This is a genomic window from Bifidobacterium eulemuris, from assembly GCF_014898155.1.
Classification (GTDB): Bacteria; Actinomycetota; Actinomycetes; order Actinomycetales; family Bifidobacteriaceae; genus Bifidobacterium; species Bifidobacterium eulemuris.
This window is the reverse complement of the sequence record NZ_CP062938.1, coordinates 2,054,776-2,075,871: the sequence shown is the minus strand read 5'-3', so window position 1 is coordinate 2,075,871 and position 21,096 is coordinate 2,054,776. Positions and strand designations below refer to the sequence as shown.

At 64.3% G+C, this 21,096-nt stretch carries 12 protein-coding genes and 2 tRNA genes; 7 read left to right on the top strand and 7 right to left on the bottom strand.

Annotation, left to right across the window (positions count from 1 at the left end):
• Positions 1–62 precede the first annotated feature (62 nt).
• Together BE0216_RS08745 and BE0216_RS08740 are read left to right on the top strand one after the other, a co-directional pair.
• Positions 63–629, top strand: a complete 567-nt coding sequence (locus tag BE0216_RS08745; RefSeq protein ID WP_158217246.1) for a PH domain-containing protein — start codon at positions 63–65, stop codon at positions 627–629.
• Positions 629–2,296, top strand: a complete 1,668-nt coding sequence (locus BE0216_RS08740) for a PH domain-containing protein (RefSeq protein WP_094637627.1) — start codon at positions 629–631, stop codon at positions 2,294–2,296. The genes BE0216_RS08745 and BE0216_RS08740 overlap by 1 nt, the downstream gene beginning before the upstream one ends.
• 120 nt (positions 2,297–2,416) lie before the next feature.
• On the opposite strand, the gene BE0216_RS08735 is transcribed toward BE0216_RS08740, so the two are convergent.
• From BE0216_RS08735 to leuC, 3 genes are all read right to left on the bottom strand, one after another.
• A complete protein-coding gene (locus BE0216_RS08735; RefSeq protein ID WP_158217245.1) occupies positions 2,417–7,897 on the bottom strand; it encodes a YDG domain-containing protein in 5,481 nt (1,826 codons plus the stop codon).
• A 796-nt stretch (positions 7,898–8,693) separates the two neighbouring features.
• Positions 8,694–9,374, bottom strand: a complete 681-nt coding sequence (gene leuD / locus BE0216_RS08730) for a 3-isopropylmalate dehydratase small subunit (RefSeq protein ID WP_094637625.1) — start codon at positions 9,372–9,374, stop codon at positions 8,694–8,696.
• 28 nt (positions 9,375–9,402) lie between these two features.
• Positions 9,403–10,806 carry a 3-isopropylmalate dehydratase large subunit gene (gene leuC / locus BE0216_RS08725; RefSeq protein WP_094637624.1) on the bottom strand — a complete coding sequence of 468 codons (1,404 nt, stop codon included), beginning with the start codon at positions 10,804–10,806 and terminating at the stop codon, positions 9,403–9,405.
• A 296-nt stretch (positions 10,807–11,102) separates the two neighbouring features.
• Between leuC and BE0216_RS08720 the strand changes: the two genes are divergently transcribed.
• Positions 11,103–11,891, top strand: a complete 789-nt coding sequence (locus BE0216_RS08720) for an IclR family transcriptional regulator (protein WP_094637655.1) — start codon at positions 11,103–11,105, stop codon at positions 11,889–11,891.
• A gap of 3 nt (positions 11,892–11,894) precedes the next feature.
• Here the strand turns inward: BE0216_RS08720 and BE0216_RS08715 are convergent, their stop codons facing one another.
• The gene (locus tag BE0216_RS08715; RefSeq protein WP_094637623.1) at positions 11,895–13,232 is read right to left on the bottom strand and encodes a metallophosphoesterase; all 1,338 of its coding nucleotides are present in this window, start codon (positions 13,230–13,232) and stop codon (positions 11,895–11,897) included.
• A 238-nt stretch (positions 13,233–13,470) separates the two neighbouring features.
• Here BE0216_RS08715 and BE0216_RS08710 point away from each other — a divergent pair, with 238 nt between their 5' ends.
• Genes BE0216_RS08710 through nrdF form a run of 3 tightly spaced genes read left to right on the top strand, consistent with a single transcriptional unit; the run spans position 13,471 to position 17,635 of the window.
• On the top strand, positions 13,471–13,731 hold the full coding sequence (locus BE0216_RS08710; protein WP_094637622.1) for a glutaredoxin family protein: 261 nt from the start codon (positions 13,471–13,473) through the stop codon (positions 13,729–13,731).
• 1 nt (position 13,732) lies between these two features.
• Complete coding sequence (gene nrdE, locus BE0216_RS08705) at positions 13,733–16,603, top strand: class 1b ribonucleoside-diphosphate reductase subunit alpha (protein WP_094637621.1); 2,871 nt, start codon at positions 13,733–13,735, stop codon at positions 16,601–16,603.
• A gap of 39 nt (positions 16,604–16,642) precedes the next feature.
• Complete coding sequence (gene nrdF / locus BE0216_RS08700; protein WP_094637620.1) at positions 16,643–17,635, top strand: class 1b ribonucleoside-diphosphate reductase subunit beta; 993 nt, start codon at positions 16,643–16,645, stop codon at positions 17,633–17,635.
• A 62-nt stretch (positions 17,636–17,697) separates the two neighbouring features.
• Here nrdF and BE0216_RS08695 read toward each other — a convergent pair.
• The 3 genes from BE0216_RS08695 to gltX all read right to left on the bottom strand — a co-directional run bounded on the left by BE0216_RS08695 (position 17,698) and on the right by gltX (position 19,594).
• Positions 17,698–17,769: transfer RNA gene (locus BE0216_RS08695), tRNA-Gln, on the bottom strand.
• 39 nt (positions 17,770–17,808) lie between these two features.
• Positions 17,809–17,881: transfer RNA gene (locus BE0216_RS08690), tRNA-Glu, on the bottom strand.
• A 192-nt stretch (positions 17,882–18,073) separates the two neighbouring features.
• Entirely contained in the window at positions 18,074–19,594 is a 1,521-nt protein-coding gene (gene gltX, locus BE0216_RS08685) for a glutamate--tRNA ligase (RefSeq protein ID WP_094637619.1), read from the bottom strand.
• 354 nt (positions 19,595–19,948) lie between these two features.
• On the opposite strand from gltX, the gene BE0216_RS08680 reads away from it, so the two are divergent.
• Positions 19,949–21,001 carry an ABC transporter substrate-binding protein gene (locus BE0216_RS08680; RefSeq protein ID WP_094637618.1) on the top strand — a complete coding sequence of 351 codons (1,053 nt, stop codon included), beginning with the start codon at positions 19,949–19,951 and terminating at the stop codon, positions 20,999–21,001.
• Positions 21,002–21,096 lie beyond the last annotated feature (95 nt).

Here is a 21,096-nt window from a genome sequence, read left to right as displayed (position 1 = left end):
CGCTGTACACGTGCGTGTACAACCGTGCAGCCGCGCCTCGGCCCGCACATACAGTGGAACGTATGGAGAACTCATGGAACACCGAGGGCGACGCCATGGAGAGGAACGATATGCAGGGCCCCTTCGCATCGCAGGCGCACCGGGAGACGCGTCAGTGGCGCGCGCTGCCGCCTCGGGTCAAGCGGGTGTGGATGCTCAACCAGGCGATTGCGACGGTTGTGGTATTGGCCTGTTGCGCCGCGGCGGTCGCGGCCTGCCTGGCCAATGATTGGTGGGGATTCTGGCCGGGGCTGATCATCGGTATCGTCGCCGCGCTGGATATCGTCTCGCTGGCCGTGCAGCCGCTGCAGACGGCCTACCAGTACGCATTCAACCGCTTCGCCATCGGCGAGCGCGAGCTGGTGCTCAAGAAGGGCTGGCTGCTGCGTTCGACCACCACGGTGCCGTTCAACCGCGTGCAGCATGTGGACACCAAACAGGGGCCGGTGCTGCGCACCTTCGACCTGATGGCGGTGATCGTGCATACCGCGGTGGGCGAGCACACCATCGAGGCGCTGGATGTCGACGAGGCGCAGCGGGTGGTGGAGCTCATCACCGCGCGCGTGCTCGCCGCGAAGGAGGACCTGTGATGAGCGGGCGGCTCGACTCCGCGTGGTGCCGTCTGCATCCGACCGCGCTGGTTGTGGAATTGGTCGATTCCATAACCACGATGGTGAGTCTGACGCTGTCGTTGCTGGTGGCGATTCGGATCATCGTGCGGGATTTCGGCCCGTGGGTGTGGGCGCTGCTCGCGTTGGCCGCGGTGGCGGTACTCGTCCGTCCGGCGATCATCTGGCTGAGCACGCGCTACCGGCTGGATGCCGACGGCCTGTCGTTCCGGTCCGGACTGTTCGTCCGCAAGCGCCGTGCGATTGGCTACGACCGGATTCACGCGATCAGCGCGACGACCCCATGGTATATGCGCCCGTTCGGCGTGGTGCGGCTCACCGTCGCGTCCGGCGGCTCGGCCGACGTCGACATCACGCTGGACGCGGTGCCCGTGGCGCTGCAACTCGAATTGGAACGGCTGCGCCAGACGGCGACGAACGGGGAGACTGCGTCTGGCGAAACCATCGGCAGTGGATCAATCGCTTCGAGCATCGCGGAAACCCATGTGTCCGATGCTCAGGCGCCCAATCGGCCGGTGTTCCGCGCGTCGGTGCGCGACATCCTCCTGTTCGCGACCACCGATATCGGCGTCTTCGCCGCCGCATTGGTCGTTTTGGGATTCATGCAACAACTGGAGGATCTTGTGCCGTCGCATTGGGTCGACGTGGCCACGGATTCCGTCGGAGGCTTCGTCGCGCGCGGCGCGTTCGCCATCGTGGCGCTGGCCTTGGCGGTGGTCGCGACCTTGCTGGCGGTCAGCATCGTCACCGCAATGCTGCGCTTCTACGGTTTCGAAGTATGGCGGCGCGGCGACGACCTGGTGGTCGCGCGCGGCCTGTTCACCCGCCGAACCATGACCATCCCCGTCAGCCGCATCCAGACCATCACCATCAAACAATCGCTGCCGCGCAAAGCGTTGCACCTGTGCTCGGCGGAGGTGGGGCTCAGCACCAACACCGCGGCGTCCGGCGACGCCGACGCCATGACGGGAACGAACGTGCTGCCCGTCATCAGCGACAAGCGGGTGTGGGACGCGCTGCGCGACATGCTGCCCGAATGGGATGTGCGCGAACCGAACGTCATCCGCACAGGCCGGGGACTGGAACGCTACTATCTGGCCACGCCGGCTGTGGTCGGCACGCTGGTCACGCTGGTGTTCCTCGCCGCCGCGCTGGTCACCTTCCCGGATCTGCCGGCATATGCCAATCCGTGGTGGTGGGCCGTGGCGGCCGGCGTGATCGCAACCGTCTGGTGGCTCGCCTGCCGTTGGCTCAAAGCCCGCACGGAGGGCTATGAGCTGCGGTTCAACGGCACGAGCACGCCGGATGGTGCGGAGAGCCATGCACGTCATGACCCCATGCGCATCACAGTCTCAAACGCACTGGATAGCGAAGTGAGCCACGTACGTCATGATTCCATGCGCATCGCGGTCACCGGCGCGAGCGCACTCAGCGAACGCACGATGTTCACCCGACGATCACGCGTGCAAAGCGTGAGCCGCACCACCACGCCATGGCGTATGGCAAGCGGCGTCGAACAGCTGTCCATGCCGCTGTTCGTGATGAACGGGCAAAGCGAATTGCGCTTCCACGCCATCCGCGGCAAACACGCCGCCGAACTGGCCGAATGGGCTGCGCCTGAAGCCTGAACGGATGCTGCCCTTCCTCCCATTGCATCATTCCGAGATGCTTCGACTCCGCTCCGCCTCCGCTCAGCATGACATACGTATCGTCATCCCGAGCGGAGGCGGAGCCGGAGTCGAGGGATCTCAAACCCTGCGGCGAAGGACGACCGCACCCAGACCGAGGCTCATCAGGACTATCACGGCCATAAGGGGCGCAGCCACGCCGATCCCGCTCTCGGACAGGTTCTCCGACTGCCCGTCCGACTTCTTGTTGTCCGAACCGCCGTCCTTCTTGTCATCCGAACCGCCGTTCTGGTCGCCGTCCGAACCGGCGTTGTCGCCGTCGCCGGGGTTCTCCGGGTTGTCGCCCGGCTTCTCGGAATCGCCCGGATCCTCCGGATTATCGCCCGGATTGTCCGGATTCTCCGGCTCCTCGATGACGGGAGTCCACACGCTGGTACCGTCCTTGTCGACCACGGTCCCGTCCGGACGGATCGTGCCACCCGCAGGCACCACGACCTCCACGCCGCTCTCCCCGCCGGCGATATCGGGGTTCGGGGTGAACGTGCCACCCTCGGGCAGGGTGATGGAACCGTCCGGGTTCACCACGACCGGCTTATCGCCGCCGGGCGCGACCGTGCCCTTGTCGTCGGGCAGACTCGCCGAACCGTCCGGATTCACGACCACACCGGCATCCGTCGACACGGCCTCGACCGAAACCGTCGCCATGCCGGTCGCCGTGCCCGTATAGTTCGCGGCGTCCGCGCTCGGAGTGAACGTCCACCACAGGGACACCGGCGAACCATCAGCGGAACGCAATGCGTGGGAGGCGTCCAACGGTGTCGCGTGTTCGGCGTCCGCGTACCAGGCGATCACGCCCGGCACCGCCTCGACCGTGCCGTCCGGCAGGGTCACGCCCACGCCCGAAGCGGCCACGGCCAGGTCGGCGAGGGTGGAGCCCGCCTTCACGGTCCGGTCCTCGACCGTGTACGAGAACGCGGCGGGCGTGATCGAGAAGCCCTGGGTCAGGTTCGCCGCGCCTTCCAACGTGTAGTTCGCGTTGGACACGCCCGTCACCGTCGCGGTATACGAGCCCGCGTCGCTCTGCACGCCCGAGACCGTCAGCACGCACTCGTCGCCGGCCACGAGGTTCGACACCGACGCCGTGGGCGCGTGCGCCGCGCCGTCGTATGCGTACTCGAACACGGACGAATCCACGGACACGCCATCGGACGCGGTCGCGGACGTGGCCTCGGCATCCCACACGACGCTCACGGGACGCGGAAGCACGCTCAACACGACCTCGACGCTCTTCGCCTCGAAATTCACGCTCGCCTCGGAACTCACAGTCAGGACTGCCTCTCCCGCGCCTGTGACGCTCACGCGGCCCGCCGCGTCGACCGTCGCCACAGCCTCATTAGAAGACGCGTAGCTGATCGTTCCCGCGCCGATGGACGCGAACGGCGCCAACACGAAGCCCGAATCGCCATAGACCGCGCCCACGGCCACCGTATCCAACCGGAACGCGTCACCGCTCTTGGAGACAGTCAACGACACCGACGCGGACGCGCCCGTATGATTCTGAGTCTCGGCCAACACGGCGGTGATCGTCGCCTCGCCCGCGCCCACGACCGACACGTTACCCTGCGCGTCCACCGTCGCCACGCCCGTATCACTCGACGAGAACGACACCACGCCACCACTGTTCGACACGGCCGTCAGCTTGAAACCCGCGTCGCCATAGACCACGGACTGGTCGGCGTCTGGCGTCAAGGTCAACACGCCCTGGGCGCGCGAAACCGTCACCGTGCCGGACTCAAACGACACCGCGTAATTCGACAGGACGTCCGGAGCCTTATCGGCCCACTTCGGTACGACTGCGTAACCGGTCTCGATGACGGGCGAGCCCTTCACATAACCGCAGTCGTAATCCAACGCGGCAAGCAACACCGACAACAACGAACCACCCTCACCATCGGCCCAACCATCGGCCACAACCGAATACGCGGGAGGCTCCGCCCCATACACCACCCCGACGTTCTCGGCCCTCACCGTCAGCGCGCGCTTGGCGATGCCCGACGCGACCATACCGGTCGCCTCCGTGGACTCCAACACATACCAATCGCCCCAACCATCCGACAGGGCAACCCCGGAGGCATTGACCCCCTTGGTGCCCGCCCTCGCCTCCGCGAACGCATACTCCGCCGCAGACGCCGACACCTTATCGCCCGTAAGCACATCGTCGGACAGGCCAATCCCCAACGAATGCCCATCAGGCACCGCGGTCGAACCATCGTACGTCTTGGACACGTCACCCTCAACGCTCGCCTTCAACACGCGCTTCGCGAGCGAGACCTCCACGTCCGCCTCCACATCCGACAGATTCGCATCCCGGGAGAAACGCACCGTCAACACCCGGGTGCCGGCGGGCATGAGCCTGAGCGCCGTGTCATACGACAGCACGACCGAATACGAGCCGTCGCCGTTATCCTCCGCCTCCGCGTCCCCGGTCAGCCTCGTCCCGTCGTAGTACAGGGCCGCGGTGCCCGACGCCGGATCATCCGACAGACCCGCCAGACCCGACAAGCGCGACAACAAGGACGCGCCAGCCGATTCGGACCTCTTGCCCGTCGCCTTCACGGTCGCCCTCACGATGATCTTCTCGCCATACGTGAACGAGGAGGACGGCTTGCCGTCGGCATCATAGGCGCCGATGTCGCCGTCCTCCACCACACCGGCGGAACGGACCACCGTCACCGTGCCCGACACGAACTCCACCGCGTAGTTCGACAACTCCTTGGGAGCGTCCGTCTTCCACTTCGGCGTGACCGCGTAACCACCGTCCTTGACGGGCGAACCCGCCGCATATTCGCACTCATAAGCCAACGCCTTGGACAACGTGTCGGACAACGAAGAACCCTCGCCGTTGACCCAACCGGACACCGTGGCCGAATACGCGGGATCAACCGACCCGTACGCCACCTCGACATCCTCGGCCGTCACGACCAGCCTGGCGGGCGCGACCGTCGCCTTGCCCGCATCGACCGTGACCGCAGCCGAACCATTGGCGAACGTGTAGTTCGACGCCGCGGCGGTGTCCTTCAACACGACCGTCGCCCGGGCGGTCCGCCCGCCCGCGTCGGCCTTGTCGAACACGGCCGAGACCGTGAAATCCTCACCCCGCTTCAGACTCTCGCCATCGGCCAGATTCTTGAACGACGCCGTATCGACCGGCGCGATGGTGGTGCCGTCATACGTCCTGCCCGACACCGTCACGGAAGCCGTCAGCACACGCTTGGCGATGCCGGACGTCACCGTATGCGGCGACGGCAACTCGGACGGCAGCGCGTACCAGCCGGACTGATCACCCGACAAGGCGATATCCGACACCATGACCGTCTTAGAACCCGCATTCGCGGAGTCGAACTCGTACTGCGCCGAAGCCGACACGTCGTCATCCTCGAGCACGCCGGACAAACCAATCCCAAGCGTATGTCCCGCAGGCACGGCGGTCGAGCCGTCGTACGTCTTTGACGCGTCGCCCGACACGGTCACGGCCACGGGCTTCGCCTTCAGATCGACCGTCACCGTCTTCTCGCAATCCGCGACATTGGCGTTGCCGGAGAACTTCACCGTCAACGACTGGCCGTCCTCGATGGGAACGCCCTTCCTCGACGTGTCATACTCCAACGCGAACGAATACGAGCCGTCCTTGTTGTCCGTGACCGTCATGTCACCGGTCAGCTCCTCCGTCCCCAGATACAGGGCCGCAGTGCCCGGCGAGGACGAATCCGACACCCCGGACGAACCAGCACCATCCGACAAACCGGACAGACCGAACCCCGAACCATCCGACAGACCACGCGGAGCGGCGAACACCACAGCACCCGGCTCATTGCCCGTGGCCGTCACCGTGGCCTTCACGGTGATCGTGTCGCCATACGTGAACGAGGACTCCTTATCCTCGCCCTTATACGAGTCGGCCGTCACCGTACTGGCGGACTTCACCACCGTCACCTTGCCCGGCTTGAGCGCCACCGCATAGTTCGCCAACTCCTTGGGAGCGTCCGTCTTCCACTTCAGCGCGACCTCGTAACCGCCGTCCCTGACGGGCGAACCCTTCGCGTATTCGCAGTCATAGGCCAGCTCCTCGAACAACGTGGCGGACAACGAATCCGCCTCGCCATCGACCCAACCGGACGCCTCGGCCGAATATATGGGAGCATCGGCACGATACGCCACCTCGAAACTCTTGGCCGTCACCGTCAGCGCCTTCCGCTCGATGGTGAACGTGCCCGTCTTCGTCACGGCCGCCCACTGAACACGCGAAGACCCCTTACCCGACACCACCGTGCTAGTCGACGCCTCGACCTCATACACGCCCGCGGCAGACGGAGCCTCATCAGTCCACGCGCTCCCACCCGCGCCCACAGGAACAAGACGATACCGCAACGACACCTTCACACCCGCTTTTTCGGCACCCTCCGACATGGACACCACATCAGAAACAGACACTGCGGAACCGTCATACACAACCGAATCCCTCAACGACAACGGATCACGACCGACAGCCAACGGATACGCCGAACTCGAGCCCTTGTCATCATTCGCATACACCACATGACCATCAGCGGGCGCCTGTCGATACACCTCCGTCGCCGACGAAGGATCCACCGTCTTATCCGCGAAAAAACCACCCGTAATGGACACCACAGCGTCAGGAACGCCCGACCCCTTACTGGCGCCGTCACCTATAGCGACATAGACACCAGAACCCGCAACGGCCGTAATCCTGCCACCCGAAACCCTGACATCGACCGGAGCCTCAGCCCAGTATCCGCCGCCGACACCAGCGGCATCGTTGCCGCCCGTCGCGGTGACCGTACCACCCGAAACCACAACATCGACCGAAGCTTGAGCAGAGTCTCCGCCGCCGACACCAGCACCTCCCCGGTCGCCCGTCGCGACGAGCGTACCACCCGAAACCACAACATCGACCGAAGCCTGAGCCTGAGCCACGGCTCCGCCGCCGATACCGGCAGCAGCCGTACCGCCCGTCGCGACGACCGTACCACCCGAAACCACGACACTGACCGGAGCGTCAGCAAGGACTCCGCCGCCAACACCGGCAGCAAAGATACCGCCCGTCGCGCTGAGGAAACCATCATCTTCTCCGGAGATGGACAACGACCGTCCCGCACTCTGCAAACCGGCACAATAACCACCGCTCTTGAGCACGCTATCACCCTTGAGCGTGAGAGACAACGAACCCGACTGCACCAACACGGCGGCTACCCTGGTGTTGTTACTTCGGTCGATCGCCACGCCGTCGAAGGTCACGTTCGCGGTCTTGCCCGCGCCCGGGTTCACGACGATCCTGTCGGTCTTGGTACCGTTGGGGACCGACTGGGGATCGCCATTGGCGTCCGTGTAATCGATCGTTTCCTGCGCCGCATCGGACATGCCCACCATCACGGGCTTCTCGGTGGTGATGGTCAATGTGTTGTTCTCATACGTGTAGTCGGCGTCCGCGCCCTCGAGCAAACCGCCCTCGTCGGTGGTGGACAGCGTGAACGCGCCTTTTGTCGCACTCGCATCCGCCGCCTGCGCCTGAGTTGGGAGCATGCCCAAAATGAATACCACAGCGAACGTGGCGAACGTCATCAATAACACGAATAACGCGGTCTTCGGAGCGGACTTTCGCAACGCTTCCACCATCATCAAACCTCTGTTCTCTCCTGCGCGCACAGCGGCATACGGCATAGTCCAGTTTCAACGTATCCCCCCCCCCCGGACTCCACCGACGCCGAAAAACAAGAACAGACAAGGCATCAGGAACCATCAACCGCCCGTAAATCCCCTTTGGGGTTGGCAGTGGCGAGTTGCGAGATCTGGCGGGTTGGCTGTACTTAGCCCTTTACCGCAGCAGGTGTGACAAGATCCCTCGACTACGAGCTACCCCCTCCGCCCAGGATGACGACGGCTATACGACGAACCGGCAATGACCATCATCAACGTCATGCTGAGCGGAGCGCAGCGAAGTCGAAGCATCTCCGAACGATTACCGCCACGAGATCTTTCGACTCCGCACTTCGTGCTCCGCTCAAGATGACGAAGAAGAGGACGCGACCGCGATCTTCGCGGCGATGCCCATACAGGCCGTGATACCATTCACCCGTACCCTTTGAGTTGAGGCGAAAGCCGATAACCAATCAAGGCCCGACATTGCCGTGTCGGGCCTTTTGTGTTCGGCGGCTACACCGAAACGAACCTGATCCGGCAATTGTGGCGACGGACCCGGTCCTGCAATTAAGGACGGCCTGCGGCCGGCTCAATATTGGCTGGGGCACCCGTTGCCACGGGTGCCCCAGCTCAGGACCTGCTGACAGCACACTGTGCTGTCAGCTAGCTCATCGCAACGCTAGTTGCGATGAGCTAATGGTCCTGACCATTCATATTCCACATCGCGGGCGGATTCGATGCGCTGCTCGGGCAGATGTTTGGCGGGAAGCGTCTTGGGTTTGAAGGGGAACTTTTCGGCGCGCATCGCCTCGTAGGCGGCGATGTCGTCCTCATGCTGCAACGTCAGGTCGATGTCGTCGTAGCCGTTCATCAAGCGCCAGCGGGTGTAGTCGTTGACTTCGAACGGCAGGGTCACGTCGCCGCAGGTCACGGTACGCTGCTCCAGATCCACGGTCATCTCGCGGCCGGGCTCCTCTTCGAGCAGCTTCCACAGCAGCTCGACCGACTCCTGCGGCATCAGGGCCGCCAGCACGCCGTTCTTGGCGGTGTTGCCGTAGAAGATGTCGGCGAAGCTCGGGGCGATCACCACACGGAATCCGTAATCGTGCAGCGCCCACACCGCGTGCTCGCGGGAGGAGCCGATGCCGAACTCCGGGCCGGCCACCAGAATCTGGCCTTTGGCGAACTCGTTCTGGTTGAGCACGAATTCCGGATCACGACGCCAGGCGTAGAACAGGGCGTCGTCGAAGCCCGTTTTGGTCACGCGCTTCAAAAACACGGCGGGGATGATCTGGTCGGTATCGACGTTCGAACGGCGCAGCGGCACGCCCACACCCGTCAACGTAGTCAGTTTTTCCATGGGTTTGTCCTTGCTTTCGATCGGGCGGTCACAGGTCGGCGGGGCTGGAGATCGTGCCGCGGATGGCGGTCGCGGCGGCCACCTGCGGCGAGGCGAGGTGCGTGCGCGAGCCCTTGCCCTGACGCCCCTCGAAGTTGCGGTTCGAGGTGGAGATGGAACGCTCGCCCGGCACCATCTTGTCCGGATTCATACCCAGGCACATCGAGCAGCCGGCGTTGCGCCATTCCGCGCCGAAGTCCTTGAACACCTGGTCGAGGCCCTCCTCCTCCGCCTGCAGGCGCACACGGCCGGAGGCGGGCACCACGAGCACGCGGTGGATCGACTCGGCCTTGTGGTGGCCCTTCATGATCGCGGCGGCCGCGCGCAGATCCTCGATGCGGCCGTTGGTGCAGGAGCCGATGAACACGGTGTCCACGGCGATGTCCTTGATGGCCATGCCGGGCTCCAAGCCCATGTAGGCGATGGCGCGTTCGGCGGCGGCGCGCTTGGTGGCGTCGGCGATCCGCTCGGGCACCGGCACGCTCGCCGTGATCGGCAGACCCTGGCCGGGATTGGTGCCCCAGGTCACATACGGCTGCAGGTCGGCGGCGTCCAGCGTCACTTCGGCGTCGAAGACGGCGTCGTCGTCCGTGCGCAGAGTCTTCCAATATTCGACGGCCTTATCCCACATCTCGCCTTCGGGCGCGTGCGGGCGGCCCTTCAGGTATTCGAAGGTGGTCTCGTCGGGGGCGATCATGCCGGCGCGCGCGCCCGCCTCGATCGACATGTTGCAGATGGTCATGCGCGCGTCCATCGACAGCTGGCGGATCGCCTCGCCGCGGTATTCGAGCACGTAGCCCTGGCCGCCGCCGGTGCCGATTTTCGCGATGATCGCCAGAATGATGTCTTTGGCGGTCACACCTTCGGGCAGCGCGCCCTCCACATTGATCGCCATGGTTTTGAACGGTTTCAGGCTCAGCGTCTGGGTGGCCATCACATGCTCCACCTCGGAGGTGCCGATGCCGAAGGCGAGCGCGCCGAACGCGCCGTGAGTGGAGGTGTGAGAGTCGCCGCACACGATGGTCATGCCCGGCTGGGTGAGGCCCAGGATCGGGGCGAAGGCGTGCACGATGCCTTGGTCGGCGTCGCCCAGCGGATGCAGACGCACGCCGAACTCCTTGCAGTTCCTCTCCAGCGTGGTCAGCTGCAGGGCGCTGGTCTCGTCCGGATTCGGGCGGTCGATGTCGACCGTGGGGGTGTTGTGGTCCTCGGTGGCGATGAGCTGGTCCACATGGCGCGGCGTGCGGCCGGCCAGCCGCAGTCCTTCGAACGCCTGCGGGCTGGTGACCTCATGCATGAGCATCAGGTCGATGTACAGCAGGTCGGGCGCTCCGTCGCTGCCCTTGCGTACCAGATGATCGGCCCAGACCTTCTCGGCCAGTGTCGTTCCCATACGGGTTCCTCCTCGATTTCTCGCGCGAGGTCTTGTGCTCACGCCTTGTTCGTGGTAACCAGCGTATTGGGCCGAACCGGAAACTTCATGCCGGGGCCGGTATATGAGATAGCATTGGCGCGCATCACACCGTTTCGTTGAAATCTCACCGTTTCATCCACTCAAGGCCACCATGACGGCATCTCAGACGTTGGATTCTCACCCTGTGGACATCTGCACGATTTGGTATTTCACAATGTGAGATGGCATAATCGTCGATTATGACTTCTCCCACCGAACTTGAGAATACGGACGATATGCCGCTTGATGACACACTTCCCGCCACCGATGCTCCCACCCCATCGTCCCCCGAGGACGATGGCGAGATCCATTCCGGCGTCGGCGTGCTTGACAAAACCGTGAAAATCCTCGACGCGCTCGAGTCGGGACCGTCCACCCTCGGACAGATGGTCGCGGCCACCGGGCTCGCACGCCCCACCGCGCATCGATTGGCCATCGCGCTCGAACGCCATCGCTTCGTGCTGCGCGACCAGCACGGACGCTTCGTACTCGGATCGCGCTTCGCGGAACTGGCCGCCGCCGCCGGCGAGGACCGTCTGCTCACCGCGGCCGGCCCGATTCTGCAGACGCTGCTCGACCGCACCGGCGAATCCGCGCAGATCTACCGCCGCCAGGGTGACCAGCGCGTGTGCATCGCCGCCGTGGAACGCGCCTCGGGCCTGCGCGACTCCATCCCCGTCGGCGCGATGCTGTCGATGGAGGCCGGCTCCGCCGCCCAGATCCTTCTGGCATGGGAGGATTCCGAACGCCTGCATCAGGGATTGCGCCGCGCGAAATTCACAGCCGCGAAACTCACCCAGGTGCGCAAGCGCGGATGGGCCGAGTCAATCAACGAACGCGAAGAGGGCGTGTGTTCGATCTCCGCGCCAATCCGCAACGCCTCCGGCCAGGTGATCGCCGCGATCTCCATCTCCGGCCCCACCGGACGCATGTCCACCTCACCCGGCCGCCGCTACGCGCCGCTGGTGATGGCCGCCGGCAAATACCTGACCGACGCGCTGATCAAGGCCTCATCCGGCCGCTAAACGTCAGCCGCGACGCGCCAGCCATGCGGTCACACGACGCCACAGGCTGGGTTTGCGCAGCAGATCGTCGCCCTCACCATCCTGCGGGGGCTTTTGATTCAATGCGTAGGTGTAGGTCTTCTTCGAACTGGGCTTGCCGACGATCTCCCCGAATTCCAGCAACTGCGTGCGCGGCTGGTATGGGTGGCGGATGTCGAATTCGATTAGTCGGGTGGCGCGTTTCGCCGGTGCCGGCCCATAGGTGTCGAATCCGCAGGTCGGCGTGGCGATGAGCAGCAGCCCATCCAACTCGCCCACAAATCCATTGCGGTGGTCATGCGCGGCGGAGACGCCGATGAAACCGCCGTGGCCGCCGCGCAGGATGTCGAATTCGCCGCAATCCGCATCCGGACAGCTCACGCCCTCGCCAAGATAGCCGCCGGGCTGCGTCTTCGTCTCATCCAGCACGAAATAGGCGTAATCGTGCGTGCGATACCCCTGCATGGCGAAAGCGGCCGTGGAGGGCACTTCAGTGAGCACGTCGTAGTACTGCGGCAGCGGCATATGCTGGAACACCAGCGAGGGCGCGCCTATTTTCGCCGGCACGTCGCGTAGGAACGCCAACGCCTCGTCCGAAGGCGAGGCGAATCCGCCGCCGTGCACGTAGTCGCCGGAATCGACCAATACCACGCCGAGCACGTTGCCGGCGCGCTCGATGCCGGCCACGGGCAGGGCGAGGGTGCCAGGCGCGCACGTATGCACGGTTTGTTCGGGCATGAGATGGTCAGGTGAGGGCGGCGCGTTCAGACAACCGGGGAATTCGCGGTAGATGGCGTCGAGTTCGGTGTTGTCGAGACCGCATTGGAAGTCATGGTTGCCGTAGGTCACGGCGAAAGGCACACCGCGCGAGACCAACGGTTCTAGGAATTGCGCCACGGCGCCGCGGACCAGATCGCGCGTGCGATCCAACGCAGCCTCATCCGGACCGCCCTCCCCACCCGAGCCGTTCGAGCCGTTCGCACTGTTCGAGCCGTCGGCATCGGCACGCACGCCGCTCCACCGACGCTTGCGAAAGGTTTCGGCGAAGGCGGAATCATAGCCGGCGATCTGGTTGCCGGTGAAAATCACCAGATCGGGACGCACGGTGTCGAGCGAGGCTTCGATCAGCGCGATGGTGTCTTTGGCGACCTTCGGCCCGTCTTGAATGTCGGAGATCTGCAGAACGCGGAATTTGCCGGAATTGTGGAATTGCAGCCGCCCCAGCCGCGCCGACACCGACACCGGCCGGGTGTCGCCTGCGTCGGCGGGCTTGATGCGAGGCTTGGACGATAGGCCTTCGGGCGCGCGCTGTGATTCCGTCATAGGCTCCACCTTAATGCAGAGCGGACCGATACGCGATTCCGCCGCCCCCGCGCGCGACACACGCCAAACGCCGACATGTCATCTGCATCACATCACCTCTAAAAGCGTGAAATCACTATATGTAGTGCATGCATGTGAGATTCGTCACCAGATATTGTGCCGGCGGGTCGCATACGGCATCGGTAGTCTGAACATCCGTCACCCATGCCGCATGGCATCGTCATCGAAAGGACCGCCCATGGCCGTCACCGTGTATTCCAAACCCTCCTGCCCGCAATGCGACGCCACAAAACGGCAGCTCACCGCCTTGGGAGTGCCGTTCGCCGTCGTCGACGTGACGCAGGACGCCCAGGCCGCCGAACTCCTGCGCACCGCCGGCTTCATGCAGGTTCCGGTGGTGCTCGCCGACAACGACATCTGGAGCGGCTACCGCCCGGACAAGATCAAACAGCTCGCCGCCACCGCAGGCGCGAACCGGCGCGAACCGGCGACGATCTGATATGGACGACGACACCCGATCGACGAGCCGCACCCAACCGGCCGAGCCGCCCCAGTCCGATTCGCCGCGCGCCTCCATCGGCATGGTGGTGTATTTCTCCTCGGCCTCCGAGAACACCGCGCGATTCATGGAACGCTGCCGGCTTGAGGACCTCGGCATCACCACACGCCGCATCCCGCTGCGCGCCGCCGACGCTCCACTGCGTGTGGACGTCCCGTATGTGCTGGTGGTGCCGACCTACGGCGGCGGCGACATCGATAAAGCCGTGCCGCCGCAGGTGCGCCGCTTCCTCGGCCAGCCGGAACACGCGCGTCTGCTGATCGGGGTCATCGCGGCCGGCAACACGAATTTCGGCGAGGCGTACGGCATGGCGGGCGACCTGATCGCCGACCGATACCATGTGCCGTTTCTCTTCCGTTTCGAACTGATGGGCACGCCCTCGGACGAACAGGCGATGCGGACGGGGCTTGTCCGCTTCTTCCGCGAAGTCCCGACGGCGGATGTCGCGCCCGACGCATCCGCGCAATCCACCCGACCAGCCCGATCCGCGCAATCCGTCCAACCCACGCAATCCACCCAATCCTTGGCGTCCGCGCCATCACCATCCGACCTATCCACACCATCCGCCACATCCGTCATCTCCACCACATCTCCCGGAGCCATTATGATGCCCATCGCCCACCACAATCCGTCCCGATCCCCCAAAAAAGCCGTCGCTCCGAACACCCCAGGCGAAGCCGGCGACCCGACGCGCGACCCCCACGCGCTGAACGCGATGCTGGGCCTCTACGACGCCGACGGCCGCATCCAATTCGACAAAGACAAGCAGGCCGAGCGCGCCTACGTCACCGGCCACGTCGCCGCCAACACCATGCGCTTCGTCTCCACGGCCGAACGCCTCGACTATCTGATCGGCCACGGCTATTACGAAGCCGACGTGTTCCGCGCCTACTCCCCCGACTTCCTCGACCGCTTCTACGCGCGCGTCGAATCCTGCGGATTCGAATTCGACACCTTCCTCGGCGCGTTCAAATTCGCCACTTCCTATGCGCTGAAAACCTTCGACGGCACGCAATATCTCGAAGATTTCCCCCAGCGCGCGGCCGCGGTCGCCCTGGCCTTGGCCGGCGGCGACGAAAAGCGTGCCACGGAGTTCTTCGAGGAGATCATCGCGCGGCGCTTCCAGCCGGCGACGCCGACCTTCCTCAATCTGGGCAAGGCGCAGCGCGGCGAGGCGGTCAGCTGCTTCCTGGTGCGCATCGAAGATAATATGGAGTCGATTTCGCGCGGCATCAACGCGGCCCTGCAGCTGAGCAAACGCGGCGGCGGCGTGGCGCTGCTGCTGAGCAACCTGCGCGAATTGGACGCTCCGATCAAACACATCGAACACCAGTCCTCGGGCGTGGTGCCGGTGATGAAGCTGCTGGAGGACTCGTTCTCCTACGCCAACCAGCTGGGCGCCAGGCAGGGCGCGGGCGCCGTGTACCTCAACGCGCACCACCCCGACATTCTGCGCTTCCTCGACACCAAGCGGGAGAACGCGGACGAGAAGATCCGCATCAAAACGCTGGCCTTGGGCGTGGTGGTTCCCGACGTGACCTTCGAATTAGCCAAACGCAAGCAACCGATGGCTCTGTTCAGTCCCTACGACGTGGAGCGCGTGTACGGCCTGCCCTTCGCCGACATTTCGGTGAGCGAGCGCTACGACGAGATGGTGGCCGACGAACGCATCCGCAAAACCTATATCGACGCGCGCAAGTTCTTCACCACGCTGGCCGAGCTGCAATTCGAATCCGGCTACCCCTATCTCATGTTCGAAGACACGGTGAACCGCGCCAATCCGATCGCCGGGCGCGTGACGATGTCGAACCTGTGCTCGGAGATCCTGCAGGTGCAGGAGCCCAGCGCCTACCATGAGGACCTCTCCTACGCGCATGTCGGACGCGACGTGTCCTGCAATCTCGGCTCGCTCAACATCGCCCACGCGATGGACGGCGATCTGGCCGCCACGGTCGAAACCGCGATCCGCGCGCTGACCGCGGTGGCCGAACGCACCAGCATCGACTGTGTGCCTTCGATCCGCCGCGCCAACGAGGAGGGTCATGCCATCGGCCTGGGGCAGATGAACCTGCATGGCTTCCTCGCGCGTGAGGGCATCCACTATGGCAGCGAGGAATCCATCGACTTCACGGATATGTACTTCATGACCGTCGCCTACCACGCCTACCGCACCTCCCACCTGCTGGCCGTCGAGCATGGCCGACCGTTCGCGCGTTTCGGCGAATCGGCCTACGCGCGGCCCGCCGGCGAGGGGAACTATTTCGACCGCTATATCGACGGCACCCAGCCGCTCGAACCGGCGACCGAGCGCGTGCGCACGCTGTTCGAGCGCTGCGGGGTGGCGATTCCCACCGCGGACGATTGGCGGGCGCTGCAGCGCGACGTACTGAGGGACGGCCTATACAACCAGAACCTGCAGGCCGTGCCGCCGACCGGCTCCATCTCGTACATCAACGGCGCCACCAGCTCCATCCACCCGATCGCCTCGAAAATCGAGATCCGCAAGGAAGGCAAAATCGGCCGCGTCTACTATCCGGCGGCGTTCATGACCAACGACAACCTCGAGTATTTCCAGGACGCCTACGAGATCGGCTGGAAGAAGATCATCGACGTCTACGCCGCCGCCACGCGCCATGTGGACCAGGGGCTGAGCCTGACGCTGTTCTTCCCCGACACCGCCACCACGCGCGACATCAACCAGGCGCAGATCTACGCCTGGCGCAAGGGCATCAAAACCCTGTACTACATCCGCATCCGCCAGCAGGCGCTCGCCGGCACCGAAACCGCCGGGTGCGTCAGCTGCATGCTGTGAATCGAACGAAGTGAAACGCACGAAAGGAAAGCACCCATCATGCCTCCCATCTCCATCCCCCGCCAACCGCTCAAACTCATCGACCGCGTCAGCGCGATCAACTGGAACCGCCTCGAAGACCCGAAGGACCTTGAGGTGTGGGACCGCCTGACCGGCAATTTCTGGCTGCCGGAGAAGGTGCCCATCTCCAACGACATTCCCAGCTGGCAGCGGCTCACCGACGCGGAACGCACGCTCACCATGCGCGTGTTCACCGGACTCACGCTGCTCGACACGATCCAAGGCACCGTGGGCGCGGTCTCGCTCATCCCCGACGCGCTGACCCCGCATGAGGAGGCGGTGTATACGAATATCGCGTTCATGGAGTCGGTGCATGCGAAATCCTATTCCGCGATCTTCTCCACGCTGTGCTCGAGCGAGCAGATCGACGAGGCGTTCGCGTGGAGCGAGCGCAACGAGTTTTTGCAGAACAAGGCGCGCATCGTGCTCGACTATTACGAGGGCGACAATCCCTACAAGCGCAAGGTCGCCTCGACGTTGCTCGAAAGCTTCCTGTTCTATTCGGGCTTCTATCTGCCGATGTATTTCTCCGCGCACGCCAAGCTCACGAACACGGCGGATGTGATTCGCCTAATCATCCGCGACGAGGCCGTGCACGGCTATTACATCGGCTACAAGTACCAGCGCGGCATCGAAAGCCTTGGGCAGGCGGCGCGCGACGAGCTGCGGGAGTACACGTATGATCTGCTGAACGAGCTGTATGACAATGAGGAGCGCTACACCGAAAGCATGTACGAGCCGGTCGGCCTGGTGGATGATGTGGAGCGGTTCCTGCGTTACAACGCGAACAAGGCGCTGATGAATCTGGGGTATGAGGCGCTGTTCCCGGCCGAGGCCACCGATGTGAACCCGTCGATTCTGGCCGCTCTCTCGCCGAACGCCGACGAGAACCACGATTTCTTCTCCGGTTCGGGCAGCTCGTATGTGATCGGCAAAGCGCAGGAGACCGATGACGACGATTGGGATTTCTGAGCCGGGCTGATCTGCGGAGGATATGAAAAATCCCTGCGGCATCCGCCGTAGGGATTCATTCGCTGGGGTGCCTGGACTCGAACCAAGAATGGCTGAACCAGAATCAGCTGTGTTGCCAATTACACCACACCCCAATTGGCATGGCGAACAGCTTCTGTGAAGTTGTTTCGTCGTACCCCCAACCGGATTTGAACCGGTGTTGGCGCCGTGAGAGGGCGTAGTCCTAGGCCGCTAGACGATGGGGGCGTATTCAGTTTTCACTGTGCTGCTTGGCTGTGTGCCGCGCAACGAGTGATTAATATACGCAACTCCAACCCCAAGTGCAAGCCCGGCGTGTCGCGCGCCGTCTTTCCCTTCGGGAAAGACATAAGCGCGCGACGCAAGGAGGTGACAGCCCAGTGGGCTGTCACCTGAAGAACCGCCCTGAGCCTCCGCTCGTCACAGATGCTCGCGCAGTCCCTTCAGGCGCGCGACGGTGAGCTCCTTGCCCAGGATCTCCATGGATTCGAACAGCGGCGGGCTCACGCGGCGTCCGGACACGGCCACGCGCACCGGGCCGAAGGCCAGGCGCGGCTTGTAGCCGCCTTCGTCGATCAGCGCCACGTTGAGCAGCTCGTGCAGCGGCTCGGCCTTCCAGTTCGCCTCGTCCGCGCCTTCGAGCGCGGTGATGGCCTTGTCGAGCACGTCGGCGGCGGAGTCCTTAAGCGTCTTGCGCGCGTCATCCTCCGGCTCGATGTATCCCTCCTCGCTGAGCAGCGAGCCGACCATGCCGGCCACTTCGCCCAGCAGGCGCACGCGCGGCTGCACGAGTTCGGCGGAGGCGGTCAGGATCTCGCGTTCACGGTCGGTGAGAGCGTCCCACGTTTCGGCGGACACCACGCCGTCACGATGCAGATAGGGCACGGAACGGGCGAGGAAGTCGGCCGGCTCGAGCATGCGGATATGCTCGGCGTTGATCGCGATGGCCTTGTCGATGTCGAAGCGCGCCGGGTTGGCCTTCACTTCGCGCACGTCGAATTTCGCGACCATCTCGTCCATGGAGAATACGTCGTTGTCGGGCGCGATCGACCAGCCGAGCAGCGCCAGATAGTTGAGCAGGCCCTCGCGGATGAAGCCGTTGTCGCGGTGGTTGAACAGGTTCGATTCGGGGTCGCGCTTGGAGAGCTTCTTGTTGCCCTGGCCCATCACGTACGGCATGTGGCCGAACACGGGCATCTGCTTGGCGATGCCGAGCTCCATGAGGTAGCGGTAGAGCACGATCTGGCGCGGGGTGGAGCTGAGCAGGTCCTCGCCGCGCAGCACGACGTTGATTTCCATCAGCGCGTCGTCCACCGGATTGGTGAGCGTGTACAGCGGGTCACCATTGGGCCGCACGATCACATAGTCCGGCACACTGCCGGCCTTGAATTCGATGGTGCCGCGGATCAGGTCGTCGAACACCACGTCCTCGTCGGGCATGCGCAAACGCAGCGCGGGCTGGCGGCCTTCGGCACGGAAGGCGGCCTTCTGCTCCTCGCTCAGGTTCCGGTCGTAGCCGTCGTATCCGAAGGCTTCGGGGCGGCCGGCGGCGAGGTTACGCTCCTTGATCTCATCCGGGGTGGAGAAGGATTCGTAGGCGTAGCCGGCCTCAAGCAGCTTGGCGGCGACGCTCTTGTACAGGTCGGAGCGCTGGGACTGGCGGTAGGGGCCGTGCGGGCCGCCCACGTCGATGCCTTCGTCCCAGTCGATGCCCAGCCAGCGCAGGGATTCGACGATCTGGTTGTAGCTGTCCTCGCTGTCGCGTTCGGCGTCGGTGTCTTCGATGCGGAAGACCATGGTGCCACCGGTGGCGCGCGCCTCGGCCCAGTTGAACAGGGCGGTGCGGATCATGCCGACATGCGGGGTGCCGGTCGGCGAGGGGCAGAATCGAACGCGGACGTTCTCGGGCAGTTCGGGTTTGGTGTTTTCAGCTTCACTCATAAGGCATATTGTGCCCCGTAGTTCGGACGCGCGAGCCAATGGCCGGGCCTTGCCTATAATGGGTTGCGTTCGCGCGGTTGGTGGCAGCAGCCGTGCCACACATCAGTAGATATTCAGGTGCGGAACTCCGTCGCCGCATGGCGACGTTCCGTGGGGAATCGGCCGGCCGTACCGGACGGAATGACCGCGAACGGCGGTTGGACGCGTAGCGTCCGGCCCGCTGCGGCATACGATTCGCCCGCAGAAGGTTCCGCCGCATGATGGTCTGATGCGCGCGCGGGCTCCTCACCTTCCCGTCGCTTCCGCCTCAGACCTTGGGATCGCGCTTGATCGCGCGGAAAGCAAGGTGAATAGATGAAGAAGATGGAATTGCGCAAGGCCGCGGCCATGGTTGGGGCCGCCTGCCTGATCGCCTCTCTTGCCGCTTGCGGCGGCGATGACACCGCCGGTTCGGCCGACTCCTCCACGGACTCCGTGTCGTTCATGTTGGATTGGACGCCGAACACGAACCATATCGGCCTGTATGTGGCGCAGGAGCTGGGCTATTACGACGAGGCCGGCGTGGATGTGACGATTCTGCCGACCGCCCAGGCCGGCGCCGAGGTCAGCGTGGAGAACGGCGTGGCGAACGTCGGCTTCACCACGTTAAGCAATGTGGCGGCGTTCAACGCGCAGGGCTCCGATCTGAAGTTCGTGTTCGACCTGACGCAGAAGCAGGTGGCCCGCTGGTGCGCGCTGGCCTCCCGCACCGACATCACCTCGCCGAAGGATTTCGACGGCAAAACCTTCGTGAGTTTCGGCTCGGCCGAACAGACCGCTGTCGTCCAGCAGATGATCAAGAACGCGGGCGGCACCGGTGAGTTCGAAACCGCCACGGCCGGCACCAGCACCTTCGAAACGCTCACCTCGGGCCAGGGCGATTTCGGCGGGTTCTACGCCACGTGGGAGAACGTGGAGTCCGAACTCAACGGCCCGGCGCTGAACTGCTTCGTGGCCGGCGACTGGGGTGTGCCCGGCAATCCTGACCAGCTCGGCTTCGCGGTGAAATCCTCCTGGCTGGACGACGCCGGCAACAAGGAGGCGCTGGGCAAGTTCATCGAGGCGACCAAGCGCGGCTACGATTACGCGCTCGCCCATCCGGACGAGGCCGCCGAAATCCTGGTGAAGGCCGCCTCCACCGCGCAGCTCGACGAAACGCTCGTCAAGGCTTCGATGCAGGAGATCCTCGACGGCGCCTATTGGACCGACGGCGACGCCACGTCGCTGCCCGGCACCGTGAACTTCGACGACGCCCAAGCCTATCTCGACTTCCAATACGAGGCCGGCACCTATACGGACGCCGACGGCGACCCCCTCGCCCAGGCCCCGCAGGCCGAGGATCTCGCCACCAACGAATTCGCGCAATAGCCCGCATTCCTGAGCGTTTTCGTCATCCTGAGCGGAACGTAGAGAGGCGCAAAAATCTCACTTGCATCCGTAATGGCGTGAGATCCTTCGACTCC

What these genes read in the sequence shown, in the direction of transcription:
- nrdF (WP_094637620.1), top strand. Translation starts at nt 16,643, where the DNA reads ATGCCTCCCATCTCCATCCCCCGCCAACCGCTCAAACTCATCGACCGC.
- BE0216_RS08715 (WP_094637623.1), bottom strand. Translation starts at nt 13,232, where the DNA reads ATGACGGAATCACAGCGCGCGCCCGAAGGCCTATCGTCCAAGCCTCGC.
- nrdE (WP_094637621.1), top strand. Translation starts at nt 13,733, where the DNA reads ATGGACGACGACACCCGATCGACGAGCCGCACCCAACCGGCCGAGCCG.
- BE0216_RS08735 (WP_158217245.1), bottom strand. Translation starts at nt 7,897, where the DNA reads ATGCTCCCAACTCAGGCGCAGGCGGCGGATGCGAGTGCGACAAAAGGC.
- BE0216_RS08720 (WP_094637655.1), top strand. Translation starts at nt 11,103, where the DNA reads ATGCCGCTTGATGACACACTTCCCGCCACCGATGCTCCCACCCCATCG.
- BE0216_RS08680 (WP_094637618.1), top strand. Translation starts at nt 19,949, where the DNA reads ATGAAGAAGATGGAATTGCGCAAGGCCGCGGCCATGGTTGGGGCCGCC.
- BE0216_RS08710 (WP_094637622.1), top strand. Translation starts at nt 13,471, where the DNA reads ATGGCCGTCACCGTGTATTCCAAACCCTCCTGCCCGCAATGCGACGCC.
- BE0216_RS08745 (WP_158217246.1), top strand. Translation starts at nt 63, where the DNA reads ATGGAGAACTCATGGAACACCGAGGGCGACGCCATGGAGAGGAACGAT.
- leuD (WP_094637625.1), bottom strand. Translation starts at nt 9,374, where the DNA reads ATGGAAAAACTGACTACGTTGACGGGTGTGGGCGTGCCGCTGCGCCGT.
- BE0216_RS08740 (WP_094637627.1), top strand. Translation starts at nt 629, where the DNA reads ATGAGCGGGCGGCTCGACTCCGCGTGGTGCCGTCTGCATCCGACCGCG.
- gltX (WP_094637619.1), bottom strand. Translation starts at nt 19,594, where the DNA reads ATGAGTGAAGCTGAAAACACCAAACCCGAACTGCCCGAGAACGTCCGC.
- leuC (WP_094637624.1), bottom strand. Translation starts at nt 10,806, where the DNA reads ATGGGAACGACACTGGCCGAGAAGGTCTGGGCCGATCATCTGGTACGC.